The following is a 16,116-nucleotide window of genomic DNA, read 5'->3' as shown; positions in this document are numbered from 1 at the left end:
TGCAGTGGGGTGAAAGCTTCGCCTACCGGCGGCCGCGCGGGCGCGGCTCAATCCGGTTCAGGTGGTGGGCGAGTTGATGGGCGGCATTGACGAGCTCGACCACGATCAGAGCGTGGCCCTCATGGCTCGCCCAGCGCAGGCGATGACAAAGATCGTCGAAGCAGCGACAGATGTTGCCTGACACCGGCTTCTTCTCGGGCGAGGAGACATCGAACGCCTCGGCATGCTCGCCTGCCAGGGCGGTGAGATGAGCCAAATCTTCTGGTTCACGGATGAGCGCGCCAATCCGGATGAGGTTCTCAAGATCTCCGGGGTCCACGTCGGGACGGAGGTCGTGTGGATCCTGCCGCAGCGTCTCGTAGTGGAAGCCGGCGAGTGGCGCCCGCAGGTCGCGCAGGAAGTCAACCGCACGAGCCTGGGTCAGTCCTCCGCGCATCAACCGCAGAGCCATCAGCAGCGCGTAAGCTTCGTAGCCGCTGTACAGGACGTCGATGCCGCGACCGGGCGGCCCTTCGCCATGGAAGGCTCGACGGACAGGCCGTCCGCGGGGTGTCTCCTGCTCCTGCCTACGGTCGCGGTCGAGCAGACGCTTCAACTCGATCCTGAGAGCGTCGAAGCGCTTCGGCTCGTGCTGCGGGTTGATGCGCGAGGCGATGGCGATCGCCTGCTCGACCTGGTCTCGTTTGAAAGTGGCGTAGCTCGCGTCCGACATGAACCCGAATTACGCCGCCCAAATTGAAGTGTCAACAAGGTATTCTGTTAGGAGTGCAGGGTAGCCGCTGGGCTCAGCCGTTGCGCTCGATCAGCCAGTCGAGCAGGCCGGCCTCGACGCTGCGCCGGGCGAGTTCGCCGCCGGTGAGCAGATGCACGTCGAGCCCGTCCGCTGTCAGGTGCCCGACCGGCGAGTGGCAGACGAAGAACATCCTCTGATAGGCGCCGCTTGCGCGGTATGCGCCGATCGAGGCGTCCAGCACCGCCTGCGTCGCCCGGGACTTCACCTGCACGAAGCCGCGCTCGCCGGTCGCCGGCTGCTCGACGACGAGGTCGACGTCGGCTTGGCTTCCGCCGAGCGCGGACACCCGCTGCCAGCCCGAGCGCGCCATCAGCAGATCGGCCAGCACCTCGAAGTCCGCCCAGTGCAGCCCGGCGATCAGCGCCTCGGCGGCCTGGATCATCTCCGCCCGTACCGCCCGCGCCCGGACGACGGCCGGCTCGTCGATGTCGTTAATCCGCCGCAGGAGATAGTCCTCCGCGGCGACCTTGCAGATCGTGCGTTGGTACCCCTGGAGTTGGGTCAGGCGGCTGCTCAGGCTCGCGGTCGTCAGCGGCGCGCCGAGCAGGTTGAAGTCGCGCCATCCCGCCCGCGTCCGGCGCTCGACCACGCCCTCAGTGCCCACCGGTACACGCGTGACCTCCGGCTCGGCGAACGCCCACCACAGCCTGCCCTGCGCGAAGGTGATCCAGAGCGCATCGGCCGGCAGGGTGTGGAAGTCCCGGAGTTCGCGCAGCACTTGGCTGACCTCGCCCGGCGGGTGGCGCCCGTCGCGCGCGAGCGCGGCGCGGGCGCCATCCCAGTCGCCGGCGAGGCATTCGGCGTGCGGTTCGTCCGGGCTGCCGAAGCGGATCACGCCCTCGGCCAGACAGGCTTTCGCCCAGGCGCCGCCGGGCCCGAGCTTGATGTACCGCACCGCGCTGGGGGCGAGCGGCGCCATGGGGATGGCGGCGGGTGGGACGGGAATGTGCAGGGTCATGGTGCGAGCGCCCGATGCGGAGGCCGATCCTCCGGGGTGCAGGCGTCGCTCTGCCGGGGCGGACAGTCCAGCGAAATATCCGTTTATTGGATATCTGATTTTTGGATCGGGCGATGTCGTCGATACTGGGCCTGCCGGACACCGTCTGCCCGGCCCGCCATGCCCCCCTCCCTGCGCTCCCGTCGCCATCGGCGCCTGGCGGAGCTGATCGCCCGGTACCGCGACGCGGCCGGTCTGAAGCAATCCGACGTCGCCAAGCAGCTCGGCCGGCATCAGCCGTTCGTCAGCGGGATCGAGAGCGGCCAACGGCGGGTCGACCTGGTCGAGCTTCTCGACCTCGCCGAGGTGATCGGCTTCGACCCGCACGAGCTGCTGAAAGAATTGAACGACACGCCGCGGGAGTGAGCCGGCAGATTCCGCTGGACTGTCGTCGCGGACGGAGCGTGTGTGCGTCCGGCGACCGAGGCGGGCGCGACGCAGCCCGGCGGCCCGGCGGAGACAAACCATGAACGCATCCGGACTGAGCATCACCGCCGGCCTCAGCGAGATCAGCGGCCGGCTGCCCGCCACTTGGCTCGCCGAGAGGAGGGCACCCGCGGTGATCAGATCGTGCCCGACCACGCTCAACAGGTAGACTGCCAGGAAGGCACTCAGGACGAGCTGGATGGCTCCAAAGATCGCGGAGGCTGCGGCCAACCTCAGCAGCGCCGGGTTGCGGAAGATCAGGTCCAGTGGATCGAGCAGGCGCCGGTTCCGGCTCGGTGCACCGGCGGCGCGTTCCGTCCTGACCAGGGGGGAGGCGGCTGCAAAGGCGAGCGCAGCGAGGGTACTGCCGCCGGCTAGGATCACGCAGGTGCCGCTCCAGTCGAAGCGTGCCAGCAGGAGCGGCACGAGGAGTCCGGCCAGCACGCCGCCGAGCGGCACGCTCGTCTGCCGAACCGAGACGATGAACACGAACGCGGGCGATCCCCTTTGATGGGCGATCGCCTGAGAACTGACGGGTGTGAGGGGTCCGTAGCACAGCCCGATCAGGACGGCGCCCGACAGCAGGCCGACGATCCCGGCCTGGGCGAAGATCGCGAGGCCGAGAGCTCCCCCGGCCACACAGGCGAAGCTCAGCCGCAACGGTCCGAAGCGCTCGATCAGCGGCGTCGCGAGCAGGTTGCCCAGGAGGACGAAGGCGAGACCAGCCCGGAATACGCCCCCGTGATCTCGGCGGGCAGGCCGTAGCTATGCGTGACCGCCCCCGCCATGATCGGCGGCGCGAGGCTGAGCAGGATCAAGGTGGCTTGCGGGAACATCATGGCGAAGAGCAGCGCGGCCGGGCCGCCCTGGGGCGGAGGGGTCGTCCCGCCGGACCGTAGGCTGCCACCGTTGATCAAAGACCCGCTCCCAAGCGCCGCCCCTCGCTGCCCGTCGATTCCCGATCCGCATTGCGCTCTGCCTGGATCCGCGACAGCGCGATCTCCCCGCGAACGCGCGTCTCACGCCGGGTGCGAAACGGTCTCCGAGCCTACGTCAGCATGGCGAGCCGGAAAACGGCACTGCCCACGGCGAGAACGGGCGCGTGTTCAAGCCCGAAGTTGGCCGGCGAAGCGGTGTCGACGGTTGCGGGAGACCGTGTAGGCTGACGCTAAAGCCTGGTCCCAGCAGCGATATCGCCGCCGAGAGCAGAAGACTGACTTTTCACCAGGAAGGCCTGGTGGTGCACGCAGTCAGGCTCGAACCAGTCTCCAAATCGACTGGGTTTGCTGCCGCGCGAAATGGCTTCGAGAAGGCCCATCCTGCGGCACGAAACGACCCATGCCGCACCGCGAAATGGGCCGCCCGGACCAGACGCCCTCGGTTAACTGGGATGGCAAACCGACGATGGCGCCGAGCCGACGAGCACGCACCGGGTGACGCTTGACATCCGCGTGGCGAGGGTGTGGCTTCTACGCTCAAAGGAGGTCGCAGCGATGACCCGACGTCCGACCATCCCCGGCCGCAGCTATCTCGGCCATACGGTGACGCGCCGACCTCTACCAGATGTCACCTCAGCCCTGTCTGGTGACGGAGACACTGCTGCGCCGGTTATCGCCCGCCGGATCACCGAGCTGGCGCAACGGGAGGGGAGGCCGCGGCCCAGCAGGGAACCCGGTCACTGGACCGGGTTTCGGATCGCCGACGTTGACGTCGAGATGGGAGGACGGTCGAACAATCGACCTCGGATCGAAGTCCAGGCTAGTGGCCGACCCGTCCTGCGCGGGCATGCGCGGGTTGGCGGCGACGGGGTTCGACGCGTCGATGTTCGGTATTGGAATCGTGGGCGTTGGCAGAGCAAGCTCTTCCGGAGGCGTGTGCTCCCGTCGACGGACTAGGCAAGTTCCGTCCGCCATCGTCAGTTCACAACTGATCCGCTACGCAGCCGTGTCGAGTTCCGATACTATTGACCTTGAGTCTGACGATAGATAAACGTGGATGTGCTTCCGGGCTTGCGCGATGCGGCGACCGGATGGCCCGAGCTTCCTGAGCCACGGCGCGAGCCGCCAGGTGCAAACGGCCTACGCGTGATCTCTGAGGTCACCGTGCGCGAACAAGCCCCGCAGGAGCTTGGACATGAACGTCGCTTGCTCGGCGCGTGTGCCGAGTTCCACCGGGGTAACCCCCGTGGAACATCATGGCTCTCCCAAACCCTCTCGTCCCGAGGAAACGCACCCGCTCGTCTCCGCCCGGCGCTCATGCCGGTGCGGCCCCCAATGCGAGTTCGCCCTCGCAGTTCAGAACGCTGCAGATGCAGTACTGGCCGATCGACCAGATCAAGCCGTACGCGCGCGAGCTTCGGACCTACCATAAGGACCAGCAGCAGCATCTCCAGCGCAACATCCTCGCCTTCAACGGCCCAGTCGCCCCGATCCTCGTCTCGGGCGACGGTACGATCATCGGCGGCCATGCACTCCACCGCGCGCTGAAGGCGCTCGGCTTCGAGCGCGTGCCGGTCACCGTCGTCGATGACCTCGATCCCGTGCAGGTCGCCGCGCTCCGGATCAGCCTCAACAAGATCCAGGAGATGTCGAGCTGGAACGCCGACGCGCTCCGGTACGAAGTCGCCTACATCGCCGAAGTCGATGTCGATCTGCTAGTGAACACGGCGATCCCTACGGTCGAGATCGACGTGCTCCTGCACCCGGATGTGAAAGATGACGCGGCGGACGAGGCCGATGTCCTCCCACCCTCGGATGGGAATGGGCCGACGATCTCGGTGCGAGGGGATATCTGGCTGTTCAAGAACGGACACGCGCTCGCCTGCGGGGACGCACGCGAGCGCGAGGTCTACGCCCGGCTGCTCGGCGCGCGCCACGCCCGGATGATCGTCGCCGACGTACCTTACAACGTCAAAATCGCCGGCCACGTGACCAAGCGCGACCTGCGTGAGTTCGCGATGGCCTCGGGTGAGATGACGCCGGCCGAGTTCACCCGGTTCTTGAAGATGATCTTTGAGAATCTCGCGGCGTTCTCCCTCGACGGGTCGATCCATCTCGTCTTCATAGACTGGGCCCACATCGAAGAGCTCATGGGCGCCGGCCGCAGCGTCTACACTGAGCTCAAAAACCTCATCGTCTGGCATAAGAATCAGGCCGGGCAGGGTTCGCTGTGGCGCTCGCAGCATGAGCTGATCTTCGCCTGGAAGAACGGCCTTGCGCCGCACATCAACAACGTTCAGCTCGGCGCCAATGGGCGATGGCGCTCGAACGTCTGGGGCTACGCTGGCGCGAACGCTTTCGGGCGGGGGAGGGACAAGGACCACGGCGACCACCCGACGCCGAAGAGCGTCGCGATGATCCAGGACGCGATCCTCGACGTCACCCTGCGCGGTGACATCGTCCTCGACCCCTGCGCCGGCTCGGCGACGACGTTGGTCGCCGCGCACAAGGTCAAGCGGGTCGGGGTCGGCATCGAGATCGATCCCGCCTACGTCGATCTCGGCGTCCGCCGGCTGGAGAAGCTCACCGGCGAGCCGGCGCGCCACGCCGAGACTGGACGCACCTTCGCCGAGACGGCGACCGAGCGGGCCGGGTTCGTCGAAGACGATACGCGGCGCGAGGGCACGGAGGATGAGCGATGAGCGCCCCGCCCCGCCGCCCGGGTCGGGACACCCGCATCAAGCCGGGGGAGGTGCGCAACCCCTACGGCCGCAACGGTCGGCCCAAGCCCGCGGTCGGCTTCCTCGACGAGGAGGTCACGCTCTCGCTCAACGGCACCGCCGCCACGGTGACCCGGCGCGAGGCCCTCGACCACTTCCTGTTCGCCAACTCCGCACAGGGCCAGGTCGCGGCGATCCGTCTGCTGCACAAGCTGCACCCGGAGGCTCCGGCCGATGACGAGCAGGCTGCCTCGGACCTGTCGCACGAGGAGCGCGAGGTGCTGGAGGCGTTCGTCCAACAGCAGGCGCGCAAGCTGCGCGGGGGTGAGCCATGATCACCCCCCGGATGATCGATCACCTCGTGCGCACCGACTACATGGTGTTCATCCACCGGGTGTTCCTGACGCTGAACCCCGGCATCCCGTTCGCTCCGAGCTGGCACCTCGACGCAATGGCCGAGGCTCTCGCCCGCGTCCACGATGGGCGGGAGACGCGGCTGGTGATCGCGGTGCCGCCGCGCTCGGGCAAGTCGATCATGACCTCGATCGGCTTTGCCGCCTGGCGGCTCGGCCACGATCCCCGGCGGCGCGTCATCTGCGTGTCGAGCGAGGACAGCCTCGTGCGTTCGCTCGCCGCCTCCTTCCGCGCGGTGGTGGCCAGCGAGTGGTATCGCGACGCGTTCCCCGCGTTCCGAATCGCGCGCGGCGGCGACCGCGCCACCGAGACGGTCACGACCGCGGGAGGCTATCGCTTCGGCGTTCCGCTCGGCGGGTCCGTGTTCGGGCGTGGCGCCGACCTAATCATCGCCGACGATGCCATGAGCCCGCAGGCGGCTCTGTCAGAGACGGTCAGGCGACGCGAACTCGGCCTGTGGGACACCAAGTTCCCGAGCCGCCTGAACGACAAGCGCACTGGGGCGATCGTCGTGGTGGGTCAGCGCCTGCACGAGGACGATCTCGTCGGTCACCTCACCCGCGAGAACGCGGCATGATGCGCCGACGCGGCTGGGCGATGCTGGTGATCCCTGCGATCGCCCCGGAGGACGCGGCCTACCGGATTGGGCCGGGCGAGAACAACGTGCACCACCGCCGGGCGGGGGAGGTCCTCCTGCCCGATCGCGAGCCGCTCGCGGTGCTGGACCGACTGCGAGCGGATCTCGGCTCGAGCAACTTCGCCGCGCAGTACGGGCAGGATCCGATCCCGCCCGGCGGCAACATCATCCACGACGATTGGCTGCGGTCCTTCGACGAGGAACCCGCTGACCTCGAGCACCTGGTGGCGAGCTGGGACTTGGCCTCGACCATCACTGAGACGAGCAGCTGGTCGGTAGGCCAGCTGTGGGGGGCGGTGGGCACGCATGCTTACCTGCTCGACCTCGTCCGGGTTCGGCTGGAGGCGCCCGAGCTGCGGCGGCTGATGCTCCGATGCACGAGGACCTGGGATCCGCACGTGACGCTGGTGGAGGACACCGAGCTCGGCCGCACCCTGGTCCAGCAGATTCAGCGGACCACCGATTTGCGGCCGCGGCTGCTCCGGCCACGGGGCGAGAAGACCGCGCGGCTCGAGGCGCACGCGCCGGCGTTCGAGGCCGGCCGCGTGCACGTGGCGCGGGGCTTCGAGTGGTTCGAGGGCTACCGCAGGGAACTGCTGGCATTCCCGTACGGTGCGCATGACGATCAGGTCGACGCGACCTCGCAGGCGTTGAACTATCTCGCGCAGCGGAGCGCCCGCGGCCGCGAAACCGTACGTCGTAACATCACGCGGCGGGAGGCGATGCGGGATTGAGGGGCAAACTCGCCGCGGTCAATGGCGCGCGAGCTGTTGAGCAGACGACACCGTACGTGCTCAGACTGGTCGAGATCTTGGGATCAGAAGAGAACGGTCGTGTCACAGTTGCAATGCGCGTGGCTCGAACGTGCACGTCATGGCCGTGCTCTCGTGCGACGGGGCGGATCTGCACCGGGCGACGTACGCACCCCGAACGATTTTCCGCTCGGCGCCGATGGTCGGATCGTCGTCGCCGCGCGTCAGGCTCAGCCCCGCGCTCAGCAGATCCTGCACCCCCGCCTCCGCGATCCCCGGCTCGAGCGTCTTGATCAGGCTGGCAACTTTGCCGACGAAGCCGAACAAATTCATCGGATCCGCACGGTCACCGGTGAGCACGATGCGCGATGCTCTACCGGCCCGGCTGACCACCGACAGGCTGAGCTTCGAGCTGAACGAACCTCGCGCGAGGTCGAGCTTGCGGAACGCCTCGACCGACTTGCGGAACGGGGCATCGTCGAACCGGCAGACGTAGTTCATGTTCTGCTCGGCGCATTCCTCGATACCGCCGTCGCCATCACCGCGCAGGCGCGTATCGTACATCCGACGGAAGCTCGGCACGTCGAAGCCGAATGTCGCCGTTGGGCCGACCGCCGGCTGGCTCCCGTCACCTGCGGGCTTGTTTGGCATCCCCTCAGGTCGAGGCGTCGCGGCCTGCGATCGTTGTTCGGCCACATCACGCAAGGCACGATCACGGTACCCCGCCGCGGCCCGCGCCTGCGCTTCCGCACGTCCGGCCTCCGCCTCCAGGCGTCGAACCTCGTCCTCGGGGTTGGCGGCGGCCACGTCCGCCGGCCGGCGTGCCGCCTCGATCCGCGCCTGCGCGAGATCCCGCCGGGCTTGGAGCTGAGCCACCTGCCGTACCCGCTCGGTGCGCGCGGCCGCCACGATCTGCGGCACGCGCGTCTCGAGCTCCCGTGCCTGGCCCACGACCTCGGCGGCGAGATATGGGTTCACCCGGGCCGCCGTCCGCTCGCACGCGGACAAGATGGCGGGGAGGGCAGCGAGATCCGCCTCCGTCCATTCGCCGGCGAGCTTGCCGAACGGCGCCTGCAGGCCGCCCCCGGCCAGGACGAACGCCAGGGGGCCGGCCGCACTGGCGCAGCCTCCCTGCGCGTCGATGTAGGTCTGGACGAAGCTTGGCCCTGCCCGGGCGTCCGATGGGGCGAGCGAAGCCAGGGTGAGTGCTGTCGCGACCTTTACGCTGGTGTGCTTGCGCCGCGTCCTCATAGCTGCCCTTCCGTCGCGTGCTCGGGCGAGCCGCCTGACCGGCGTGCGCCCCGGTGCGTCGTGTGGCTCCGGTGAGGGGTGGTAGTCCAGCGAAATATCCGACTTTTGGATATCCAAATATCGGTTCTAGTCGAGCTGGCGGTTCTCACCCGCACGGCCCGGCATGGCGCGCACCCTCGGTTCAGCTCGGCACGCGCGTCTGATCGAGCTCGTCGTACGTGCGCGGGAGGCGGCAGGCCTGACCCAGGCCGAAGTGGCAGGCCGGCTCGGACGACACCAGCCGTTCGTGTCGAACATCGAGAGCGGCGAGCGACGAGTCGACCTGATCGAGTTGCTCGATCTAGCCGCGATCATTGGCTTGGATCTGCATCAGGTCATCGAGGAGCTCACCCACGTCCCCCCGGGGTAGAGCACAGAGTCTTTGCCAGTTCGCGGCCCGTCCGTGATCGTGAGATGAGGTGTTGAGGATAGGCTCGCGAACATACGGAAGGTGGACTTACGGATGCCTAAAATCGTGGGTTGCTTATTCCGCATCCTACGGCTGAAAGCTGACGTTCGGCTTTGCGCTCACCCCCGGCCATTCAGCTGTCTGCGACTGTGTCCCGTAAGCAGATGCTAATGGCGGCGGTCGACCATTCGCATAAGGGCCGCGTTGCGGAACGGCAGGATGGCGAGCGCGGCATCTTTTCCTGCCATCAGCCGACCACATCAACAGGTTGTTCTCGCGCGGTTCGTTATGCCGGCTCGAAATGGGGGAGTTCGATCTGGATCGATAGATGACCCTTATCAGAGCAGCGTCCAACTGGTTCGATAAGGATATATCCAAATCGAACCAAGCGGATCGGCCGCTTCGGGTGGTTTCCGGCCGGTCTGCTTCCGAGCGGTAACGAATGGAGGCGGACCGAAGCTAACCCAGCCTGAGATCTTTGTTCGGGTCGTACCCATCCCGGCAGGTGTTACGCCATCTGGCTGGTTCAAGCACAACGTCGCGAGCTCGATCCACGTCGGGCATGCGGTAGGCCTTCTCCTCGATCTCCGCGAGGCGCGACGGGACTACCTCGATGCTGGACACCCCGTAGAGCTTCTGGAAGTTCATGATCAACGGCTGCCACTTGGCAGGATCGATGCGGTTCTCGTGCCCATCCATGAGCAAGCTCGGATGCACGTGGACGCGGGTGATGCGCACTTCGAACGCGGAGAGCAGGCCGGCGACTTGGGGATCGTCGTCCATGATCCCGTGTTGTGCGGCGACGACGGCTTCCAATTGGATGGGGCACTCCAACGCACGCGGTGCGGCGACGGTCTGCGATGCGATGGGTGTCAGGCCAGCCACTTCGAACTTGGAAGGCTCATACGCGTAGCCCAGCCGCTGCTTCAGTTCGGGTAGCTTCTCGGTGCCCGTCAGGCGCGCCAGCCTGTTCACCGCTTCAGCCTGTTTCGGCGACGGTAGGTTGAGGACGCACTGCCCCGTGCGGATCATGTTCTGCGGCGTCTGCGATGCAGTCTGGAGGCCGAGCATGCATCGCCAGCCCAGCCACCAAGCGGACGACATCGGCGCGAGGTTGGCGGTGCCGTCCTCGTTCTGCGTGCTGATGAGAACGACCGGGGTTCCGAGGTAGAGGATCGACGGCTCGATTGTGACGTGGGGATCGATCACGAGAGGCTCCGTAGCTTAGCAACGAACCACGTATGTGACCGCCCGGTCTGTCACGCTTCCCGCTTCTTGCGCCGCAATCCAACTTCTGCACGCCGCTTTGATCCGCATGGCGTTCAAAATCAGCCACGAGTGCCGGTCTGAAAGAGGCGCACCTATAGCGAACCGGCGGTGCTGGTTCTCGGCGGCACGCCTTAAACGAACCAGCCTAACAGCCGCTTCCGACCCAGTCCAGCCGTCCCACCACCCGGTGTAGCATCCCGCGAGCAGTCATTTTGAGGACGCAGCATGGCGTTGAAGCGGATCATCGATGGCGCCTACCTTCTGGCGCTTGGCAATGCGAACTGCATCCTCCTGGACGACGGCACCGAACTAACGCTGGTCGATGCTGGCTTTCTCAACAAGGCGGATGTGGTTTGGAAGGCAGTGGAAGAACTCGGCCGCAAGCGCACGGACATCCGCCATCTGGTCTTCACGCACGGCCATCCCGACCATATCGGTAGTGCTGCGGCGATCCTGCGCGAGACGGATGCGACCACCTACATGCACGCCCTCGACGCGCCTTTCGCGGAGAGCGGCGGTCCGTTCCGACCCATGACGCCCTCTCCTCAATTCCTACTCGGACTGGCCTACCGCTTCGTGTGGCGACCCAACAAGATGATGGAGCCGTTCAAGATCGATCGGCATATGGCCGATGGCGATACGCTGCCCGTTGCCGGTGGCCTGAACGTCATCGGCACGCCGGGTCATTGCGCAGGCCAGGTCGCCTTCCTCTGGAAAGGACGGCAGTTGCTGATCGCGGGTGACGTGGGAACTAACATCCTCGGGATCGGCGATCCGGTGGGTTTCGAGGACGAAGCCGAAGGACGACGCAGCCAGCGCAAGATCGGCGGATTGCAGTTCGAAGCGGCGGCCTTCGGGCACGGCAGCCTCATTCATTCGGGGGCATCGGACCGGGTGCGGAGGACGTGGGGCAGCCGGTGACTGCGGTGCTTCCGCCTTCGGGCGCAAGCGACAAAACTGCCCGGATCGGCTAAGCTTGAGCATGGCCTCCATTCCCACCAACCTCGGCCCGATCTTCGTCGATGACCAGGGCTCCCCGGGCGAGCCGGTTGCGCTCCTCTGGCCCAGCCTCTTCTCCGATCACACCATGTGGCGGAACCAGGTTCCGGCGATCCGTGCTGTGGGCTGGCGGACATTGGCATTCGATCCGCCCGGTCATGGACAGAGCGCTGGTCCCGGCCGCAGCTTCACGATGGATGAGTGTGCCGAGGCCGCAATTCAAGTGCTCGACGCGTCGGGCGTTCGCACCCCAGCCGTGATCCTCGGGACGTCATGGGGTGGGTTCGTCGCCCCACGGATCGCACTGCGTGCAGCGGGTCGTGTGGGCGGCATGGCGCTGTTCAACACCTCAGCGCAGCCACCGCTGCCGATGCAGTGGGCGAAGGCGACGCTGCTGACGAACCTGATGCGGTTCGGTGCGTTCGACCGGACTGTGGACGGCATCATCCTATCGAGCCTGCTGTCCCCGAGGACGAGAAAGCTTCAGCCGCAAATCGGTGAAGACCTGCTCAAGCGACTGCGCACCTGGGATCGTCGTCGCACCAACATCACGGTGCGCGCAGTGCTGCTTGAGCGAGACGGCGTTCTCGACGACCTGCCGCGGATCACAGCGCCCGCACTGATTGTGTCCGGGGCGGAGGACGCCATCCTACCGACCCGGCTCAGCCGGACGATCGCGGCGAGGCTGCCGAACGCTCGCCATGTCGAGGTTCCCGGTGCGGCGCATCTGGTCCCGCTCGAAGCACCCGAGGCCGCCAACTCGCTCATCCTCGACAGTCTGGAGCGCTGGCAGGAGACGTGCCGATGATGGACGGGGCAGGGATAGTGCTGGCGACCGCCGGCTCCTTCGTCGGCACGCACTTCGCCCTGTCGCATCCTCTGCGGCGTCCGCTGGTCGCGAGGCTCGGCGAGGGCGGCTTCAGCGGTCTCTACTCGCTCGTGGCCACCATCACCCTGGGCGCGACGGCCTGGGCCTACTGGGTGGCGCCAATCACCGAGCCGTTATGGGCCGTGGGCGATGGGCTATGGGCGCTTTCCACGGTCTTGATGCTGATCGCCTCGATCCTGCTCATGGGCTCGTTGTTCCGCAACCCAGCGCTGCCCGGCGCTGCCAAGCAAGCGGCTACGGCACAGGCTCGTGGCGTCTACGGTATCACCCGCCACCCCATGATGTGGTCCTTCGCGATCTGGGGTGGCAGCCACATCCTCGTCCTGCCGATCACGTAAAACGTCATCCTATTGGGCGCGATCATCGTGCTCTCGCTCGTGGGTGCAGTCTTCCAGGATCAGAAGAAAGCACGCCTGGACCCGCAGGGGTGGACCGCGTGGCAGAGCCGTACCAGCTACCTGCCATTCGCCGCCATTGCGCACGGTCGCACGACATTCGGTGGCTTTGGGGCGCACGCCATCCTCGGCGGACTCGTCGTTTGGCTGGCAGCAACGTGGGCGCATATTCCGCTGGTTGGATGGCCCGCGGGGGTTTGGCGCTGGGTAGTGTAACGAAAGGGCCAACCTGCTCTGACCAAAAACTTTCGAACGTCCAGTTCCTGGTCGATCTCGCCGAAAGCGGCCGGACCACTTTCCACTCACTGCAGTCGATCAGGCCAGTTCGATTTGGGTATGCGGACGGGAACCAGCACTGCTGGTTCGTTATGGGTACACCCTAACCGAACTAGCTTGATCGGCTGCAATAGGTGGATTTCCGCCAGTCCGCTTCTGGGCGAGAAGTTCGGGAAGCGGACGCCGTTTCCGTCCTCAGCCGCGATACCGCGCGTTCATAATAGCTAGGATGCAAACATAGCGGTTACTTTGTGAGGCGCCTCCGCGCCAAAGAACCGGGCAAGGTTCCGCCCGGAGGCGTCAGCGATTTCAGCGCTTCGGGGAAACAGCGTTCGCTCGTATGCGGTGAGCGCGGCGTTCATGTCATCAGGCAAGGCGATGATCGCTCGCGCGAGTTCGGCACCATCGTAGAGAGCGAGGTTCGCTCCCTCCCCCGCGAACGGCGACATCAGGTGCGCCGCGTCGCCAAGAAGGGTCAGGCCGGGCATACGGTCCCACCGGTAGCCGACGGGCAGCGCGTAGATCGGACGAAGGATTGGGTCTATGTCGCTGGTCGTTATGAGGGCCGTCAGGTGTGGTGCCCATCCTGCAAACTCGGCCGCGATGTGGGCCAGTGCCCTCTGCATGTCGCCGAAGTCGATGGCGTCAAACCAAGGCTTCGGCCTATTCAGAGCCGTGTACGTGTGGAGCCGCCCACCCGCATAGCGGTGTGCGAGGATACCCATACCCGGCGCTACGGCCATGAGCGTGCCCCTGCCAATGGCGTCCGCGCTGGCCTTGAGGCGTGCGTCACCCTCGTGAATGGTCGTCTCGACGAACGAGGTGCCCGTGTAGGCGGGCGCTATCCCAGAGAGTAGGGGGCGGACCTTCGACCACGCCCCGTCCGCGCCCACAAGCACATCAGTCGTAACCGTCCCGCCGTTCGTGAAGGTGACCGCGTGCCGCCCATCTCCACATGCAGCCACCGCCACTGCTTTGTGGTCCCATCGGATCGTCCCTGGAGGAAGCGAAGCGATTAGCATCCGTCGCAGGTCGCCGCGATCGACCTCGGGTCGATGCCCCACGGGCGTGCCGGGGCGGTCGAACAGCACAGTGCCGTTCCGATCGACCACGCGCTTTGCGTCTTCGCCGGGGCGGACGAGATGGAGGAAATCGTCATAGAGGCCCGCGCCTCTTAGGGCGATCTGGCCGGTGTGTTCATGGATGTCGAGTAGGCCGCCCTGTGTCCTCACATCGGCTGACGGTTCGCCCTCGTAGATCGTTGCTGCGATCCCGTGGACGTGGAGGACGCGGGCCAGCGCAAGGCCGCCGGGACCTGCGCCGAGGATCGTGATCGTCTGTCGCATGGATGCGCTCCTGAGACCGCAGGCGCGCAGCACGCGTCGGTGCTGATCACTGCGGCTGCCCGTGCGTCGGGCATTTGCTTCAGAGACGCTAGCCGACCCACGCGAGGGGCGGGGGTGACGTGTATTCGACAGCCGAAGTCGGGCGGTCGTTTTTCGCGGCACCGCCGAGGTTACCTCCAACCACGTGGTCGAGCAATCTCCCGACCTCCACGGAAAGACCTACCAGTCGGATCCTATCTCGCACCGCTTTTCTGCGGCAGCCGACGCGTGACCGCTTTTAGGAAGCCTCACCGCCTCTCCGCATGCCCGACATGGGTCAGGTGCAGAATGACCACTTGGGGTGGTTTCCAGTCAGTCTGGTTTAACGAACCTCGCCGCTGAAGCAGACGCATAATGTGGCTGGCGCGGGCGTCGATGGGCCGACGATCCTCAGCCCTGTTGGGCGTGCGCCTTTCGGGCGGCATCGTTCAAGCTCGCCAGGGTCTGATCAAACCGTTTCTCTGCTTCGGCGAAGCGCAGAACGCCGACGCGCTCCACCAGGATTTCCGGTGGCGTCGGCTGCAGCGCGAAGAGCGTCATCACCTCGGCCATAAATGCGTCCAGCGGCATGTAGCCGGCACGTGTCGACTGGCCGGGGGTGAGCTCCGTCTGCACGGCAGGCGGCACAAGCTCGATGACCTCGACCCGTCCCTTCAGAGCGTCCCGAAGGCTGACCGTGTACGAGTGGATTGCTGCCTTCGTCGCGCAGTATGTGGGCGTTGATACCAGCGGCACGAACGCGAGGCCGGACGAGAGGTTGATCACCGCCGCGTCCGGCTTCGTCATCAAATGATCGATGAGCGCGTTGGTGAGCCGGATCGGACCGAGCAGGTTGGTCGTCACCGTCGCTTCGGCGTCCGACATGTCCCGCGAGCATGTGACATCCTCGGCGGTCATGATACCGGCATTGTTGATGAGGACGTTCAGGCCCGGGTGCTCGGCGACCACCGTCGCCGCGAAGGCTTCGATGTCCGCCTTGTCCCCCACGTCGAGGACGTAGCTGACCATGCCCTCGTTCGCGGCGATGACCTCGTCGAGGCGCTCGCGACGGCGACCGGCGATGATCACCGTGTTGTCCTGGGCCTGGAACCGCTCCGCCAGTTCGCGACCGATGCCCGACGCGCCGCCGGTGATGAGAATTGTGTTACCGTTCGCCTTCACGGGAATGCCCTTGCTCGAGTTCGCTGTCGTCCACACAAGGTGTCCCGATTAGTCTCCGAACGATAGAAAGCACCAAAAAGATTTATACCCACCGAAAGGAGAGTGTGCCGTGACGGAGGACCCGCTCAGTGCTGGTACGCTGCCGGACTGATTGGCCCCCACAGGGTGGTCCAAGGTTAAAGTTAGTGCGCGGTAGGCCGCTCCTCCACGGGTAGCTTGGCCGGCGGAGCTGGTCGTGCGAGCGCAGCCGGCCAACCGGTGAAGGCTGGCATGAACACTTCTTGTGCTGGCGGCCGGTATCCCAGTGAGGCGTGCGGGCGTACGGTGGTGTAGTGTCGTATCCATGTTTCGGTTACGATGTGCTCC

General features: G+C 66.1%; 16 protein-coding genes and 2 pseudogenes. 9 read left to right on the top strand and 9 right to left on the bottom strand.

What is annotated here, in order from left to right; genetic code table 11:
• Positions 1 to 22: 22 nt before the first annotated feature.
• On the bottom strand, positions 23 to 712 hold the full coding sequence (locus MKL09_RS11465; protein WP_244020243.1) for a hypothetical protein: 690 nt from the start codon (positions 710 to 712) through the stop codon (positions 23 to 25).
• A gap of 73 nt (positions 713 to 785) precedes the next feature.
• Positions 786 to 1,175 (bottom strand): restriction endonuclease, encoded by a 390-nt coding sequence (locus MKL09_RS32340; protein WP_409566923.1) that lies wholly within the window; start codon positions 1,173 to 1,175, stop codon positions 786 to 788.
• Between the two features lie 735 nt (positions 1,176 to 1,910).
• Between MKL09_RS32340 and MKL09_RS32335 the strand changes: the two genes are divergently transcribed.
• Positions 1,911 to 2,156: a helix-turn-helix domain-containing protein gene (locus MKL09_RS32335; protein ID WP_244020287.1), complete on the top strand. Its 246-nt coding sequence runs from the start codon at positions 1,911 to 1,913 to the stop codon at positions 2,154 to 2,156.
• A gap of 216 nt (positions 2,157 to 2,372) precedes the next feature.
• Here MKL09_RS32335 and MKL09_RS11455 read toward each other — a convergent pair.
• Positions 2,373 to 2,876, bottom strand: a pseudogene (locus tag MKL09_RS11455) (MFS transporter); the annotation flags it as partial.
• 17 nt (positions 2,877 to 2,893) lie between these two features.
• Positions 2,894 to 3,133, bottom strand: a complete 240-nt coding sequence (locus MKL09_RS11450) for a hypothetical protein (RefSeq protein WP_244020241.1) — start codon at positions 3,131 to 3,133, stop codon at positions 2,894 to 2,896.
• A 1,391-nt stretch (positions 3,134 to 4,524) separates the two neighbouring features.
• On the opposite strand from MKL09_RS11450, the gene MKL09_RS11445 reads away from it, so the two are divergent.
• Genes MKL09_RS11445 through terL form a run of 4 tightly spaced genes read left to right on the top strand, consistent with a single transcriptional unit; the run spans position 4,525 to position 7,659 of the window.
• Complete coding sequence (locus MKL09_RS11445; RefSeq protein ID WP_244020240.1) at positions 4,525 to 5,856, top strand: DNA modification methylase; 1,332 nt, start codon at positions 4,525 to 4,527, stop codon at positions 5,854 to 5,856.
• Positions 5,853 to 6,209 carry a hypothetical protein gene (locus MKL09_RS11440; protein ID WP_244020239.1) on the top strand — a complete coding sequence of 119 codons (357 nt, stop codon included), beginning with the start codon at positions 5,853 to 5,855 and terminating at the stop codon, positions 6,207 to 6,209. Before MKL09_RS11445 ends, MKL09_RS11440 begins: the two co-directional genes overlap by 4 nt.
• Positions 6,206 to 6,865: a hypothetical protein gene (locus MKL09_RS11435; RefSeq protein ID WP_244020238.1), complete on the top strand. Its 660-nt coding sequence runs from the start codon at positions 6,206 to 6,208 to the stop codon at positions 6,863 to 6,865. The genes MKL09_RS11440 and MKL09_RS11435 overlap by 4 nt, the downstream gene beginning before the upstream one ends.
• A complete protein-coding gene (gene terL / locus MKL09_RS11430; protein ID WP_244020237.1) occupies positions 6,862 to 7,659 on the top strand; it encodes a phage terminase large subunit in 798 nt (265 codons plus the stop codon). The genes MKL09_RS11435 and terL overlap by 4 nt, the downstream gene beginning before the upstream one ends.
• 102 nt (positions 7,660 to 7,761) lie before the next feature.
• On the opposite strand, the gene MKL09_RS11425 is transcribed toward terL, so the two are convergent.
• Positions 7,762 to 8,928, bottom strand: coding sequence for a hypothetical protein (locus MKL09_RS11425; protein ID WP_244020236.1), 1,167 nt, complete (start codon positions 8,926 to 8,928; stop codon positions 7,762 to 7,764).
• Positions 8,929 to 9,091: 163 nt separating this feature from the next.
• Between MKL09_RS11425 and MKL09_RS11420 the strand changes: the two genes are divergently transcribed.
• Positions 9,092 to 9,337, top strand: coding sequence for a helix-turn-helix domain-containing protein (locus MKL09_RS11420; protein WP_244020235.1), 246 nt, complete (start codon positions 9,092 to 9,094; stop codon positions 9,335 to 9,337).
• A 498-nt stretch (positions 9,338 to 9,835) separates the two neighbouring features.
• Here the strand turns inward: MKL09_RS11420 and MKL09_RS11415 are convergent, their stop codons facing one another.
• Complete coding sequence (locus MKL09_RS11415) at positions 9,836 to 10,585, bottom strand: flavin reductase family protein (RefSeq protein WP_244020234.1); 750 nt, start codon at positions 10,583 to 10,585, stop codon at positions 9,836 to 9,838.
• Between the two features lie 285 nt (positions 10,586 to 10,870).
• Here MKL09_RS11415 and MKL09_RS11410 point away from each other — a divergent pair, with 285 nt between their 5' ends.
• From MKL09_RS11410 to MKL09_RS11400, 3 genes and pseudogenes are all read left to right on the top strand, one after another.
• On the top strand, positions 10,871 to 11,566 hold the full coding sequence (locus MKL09_RS11410) for an MBL fold metallo-hydrolase (RefSeq protein ID WP_244020233.1): 696 nt from the start codon (positions 10,871 to 10,873) through the stop codon (positions 11,564 to 11,566).
• A 61-nt stretch (positions 11,567 to 11,627) separates the two neighbouring features.
• Positions 11,628 to 12,452, top strand: a complete 825-nt coding sequence (locus tag MKL09_RS11405) for an alpha/beta fold hydrolase (RefSeq protein WP_244020286.1) — start codon at positions 11,628 to 11,630, stop codon at positions 12,450 to 12,452.
• Positions 12,449 to 13,144: pseudogene (locus MKL09_RS11400) on the top strand (NnrU family protein). The gene MKL09_RS11405 and the pseudogene MKL09_RS11400 overlap by 4 nt, the downstream one beginning before the upstream one ends.
• Before the next feature lie 284 nt (positions 13,145 to 13,428).
• On the opposite strand, the gene MKL09_RS11395 reads toward MKL09_RS11400, so the two are convergent.
• The 3 genes from MKL09_RS11395 to MKL09_RS11385 all read right to left on the bottom strand — a co-directional run.
• A complete protein-coding gene (locus MKL09_RS11395) occupies positions 13,429 to 14,550 on the bottom strand; it encodes an FAD-dependent oxidoreductase (protein ID WP_244020232.1) in 1,122 nt (373 codons plus the stop codon).
• 429 nt (positions 14,551 to 14,979) lie between these two features.
• Entirely contained in the window at positions 14,980 to 15,750 is a 771-nt protein-coding gene (locus MKL09_RS11390) for an SDR family oxidoreductase (protein WP_244020230.1), read from the bottom strand.
• 182 nt (positions 15,751 to 15,932) lie between these two features.
• Positions 15,933 to 16,116, bottom strand: a 184-nt coding sequence (locus MKL09_RS11385; protein ID WP_244020229.1) for a transposase, incomplete at its 5' end; no start/stop codon positions are given.

Origin of the sequence: Methylobacterium sp. J-048, assembly GCF_022829515.1 — a bacterium.
In the GTDB taxonomy this organism is placed as follows: domain Bacteria; phylum Pseudomonadota; class Alphaproteobacteria; order Rhizobiales; family Beijerinckiaceae; genus Methylobacterium.
Note: the sequence above shows the minus strand (reverse complement) of the source record. Positions and strands in the feature narration are given on the sequence as shown.

Excerpts from the sequence above, each read along its gene's own strand:
- MKL09_RS11405 (WP_244020286.1), top strand. The coding sequence starts at position 11,628 with ATGGCCTCCATTCCCACCAACCTCGGCCCGATCTTCGTCGATGACCAG.
- MKL09_RS11465 (WP_244020243.1), bottom strand. The coding sequence starts at position 712 with ATGTCGGACGCGAGCTACGCCACTTTCAAACGAGACCAGGTCGAGCAG.
- terL (WP_244020237.1), top strand. The coding sequence starts at position 6,862 with ATGATGCGCCGACGCGGCTGGGCGATGCTGGTGATCCCTGCGATCGCC.
- MKL09_RS11420 (WP_244020235.1), top strand. The coding sequence starts at position 9,092 with ATGGCGCGCACCCTCGGTTCAGCTCGGCACGCGCGTCTGATCGAGCTC.
- MKL09_RS11425 (WP_244020236.1), bottom strand. The coding sequence starts at position 8,928 with ATGAGGACGCGGCGCAAGCACACCAGCGTAAAGGTCGCGACAGCACTC.
- MKL09_RS11440 (WP_244020239.1), top strand. The coding sequence starts at position 5,853 with ATGAGCGCCCCGCCCCGCCGCCCGGGTCGGGACACCCGCATCAAGCCG.
- MKL09_RS32340 (WP_409566923.1), bottom strand. The coding sequence starts at position 1,175 with ATGATCCAGGCCGCCGAGGCGCTGATCGCCGGGCTGCACTGGGCGGAC.
- MKL09_RS32335 (WP_244020287.1), top strand. The coding sequence starts at position 1,911 with ATGCCCCCCTCCCTGCGCTCCCGTCGCCATCGGCGCCTGGCGGAGCTG.
- MKL09_RS11435 (WP_244020238.1), top strand. The coding sequence starts at position 6,206 with ATGATCACCCCCCGGATGATCGATCACCTCGTGCGCACCGACTACATG.
- MKL09_RS11395 (WP_244020232.1), bottom strand. The coding sequence starts at position 14,550 with ATGCGACAGACGATCACGATCCTCGGCGCAGGTCCCGGCGGCCTTGCG.
- MKL09_RS11410 (WP_244020233.1), top strand. The coding sequence starts at position 10,871 with ATGGCGTTGAAGCGGATCATCGATGGCGCCTACCTTCTGGCGCTTGGC.
- MKL09_RS11445 (WP_244020240.1), top strand. The coding sequence starts at position 4,525 with ATGCAGTACTGGCCGATCGACCAGATCAAGCCGTACGCGCGCGAGCTT.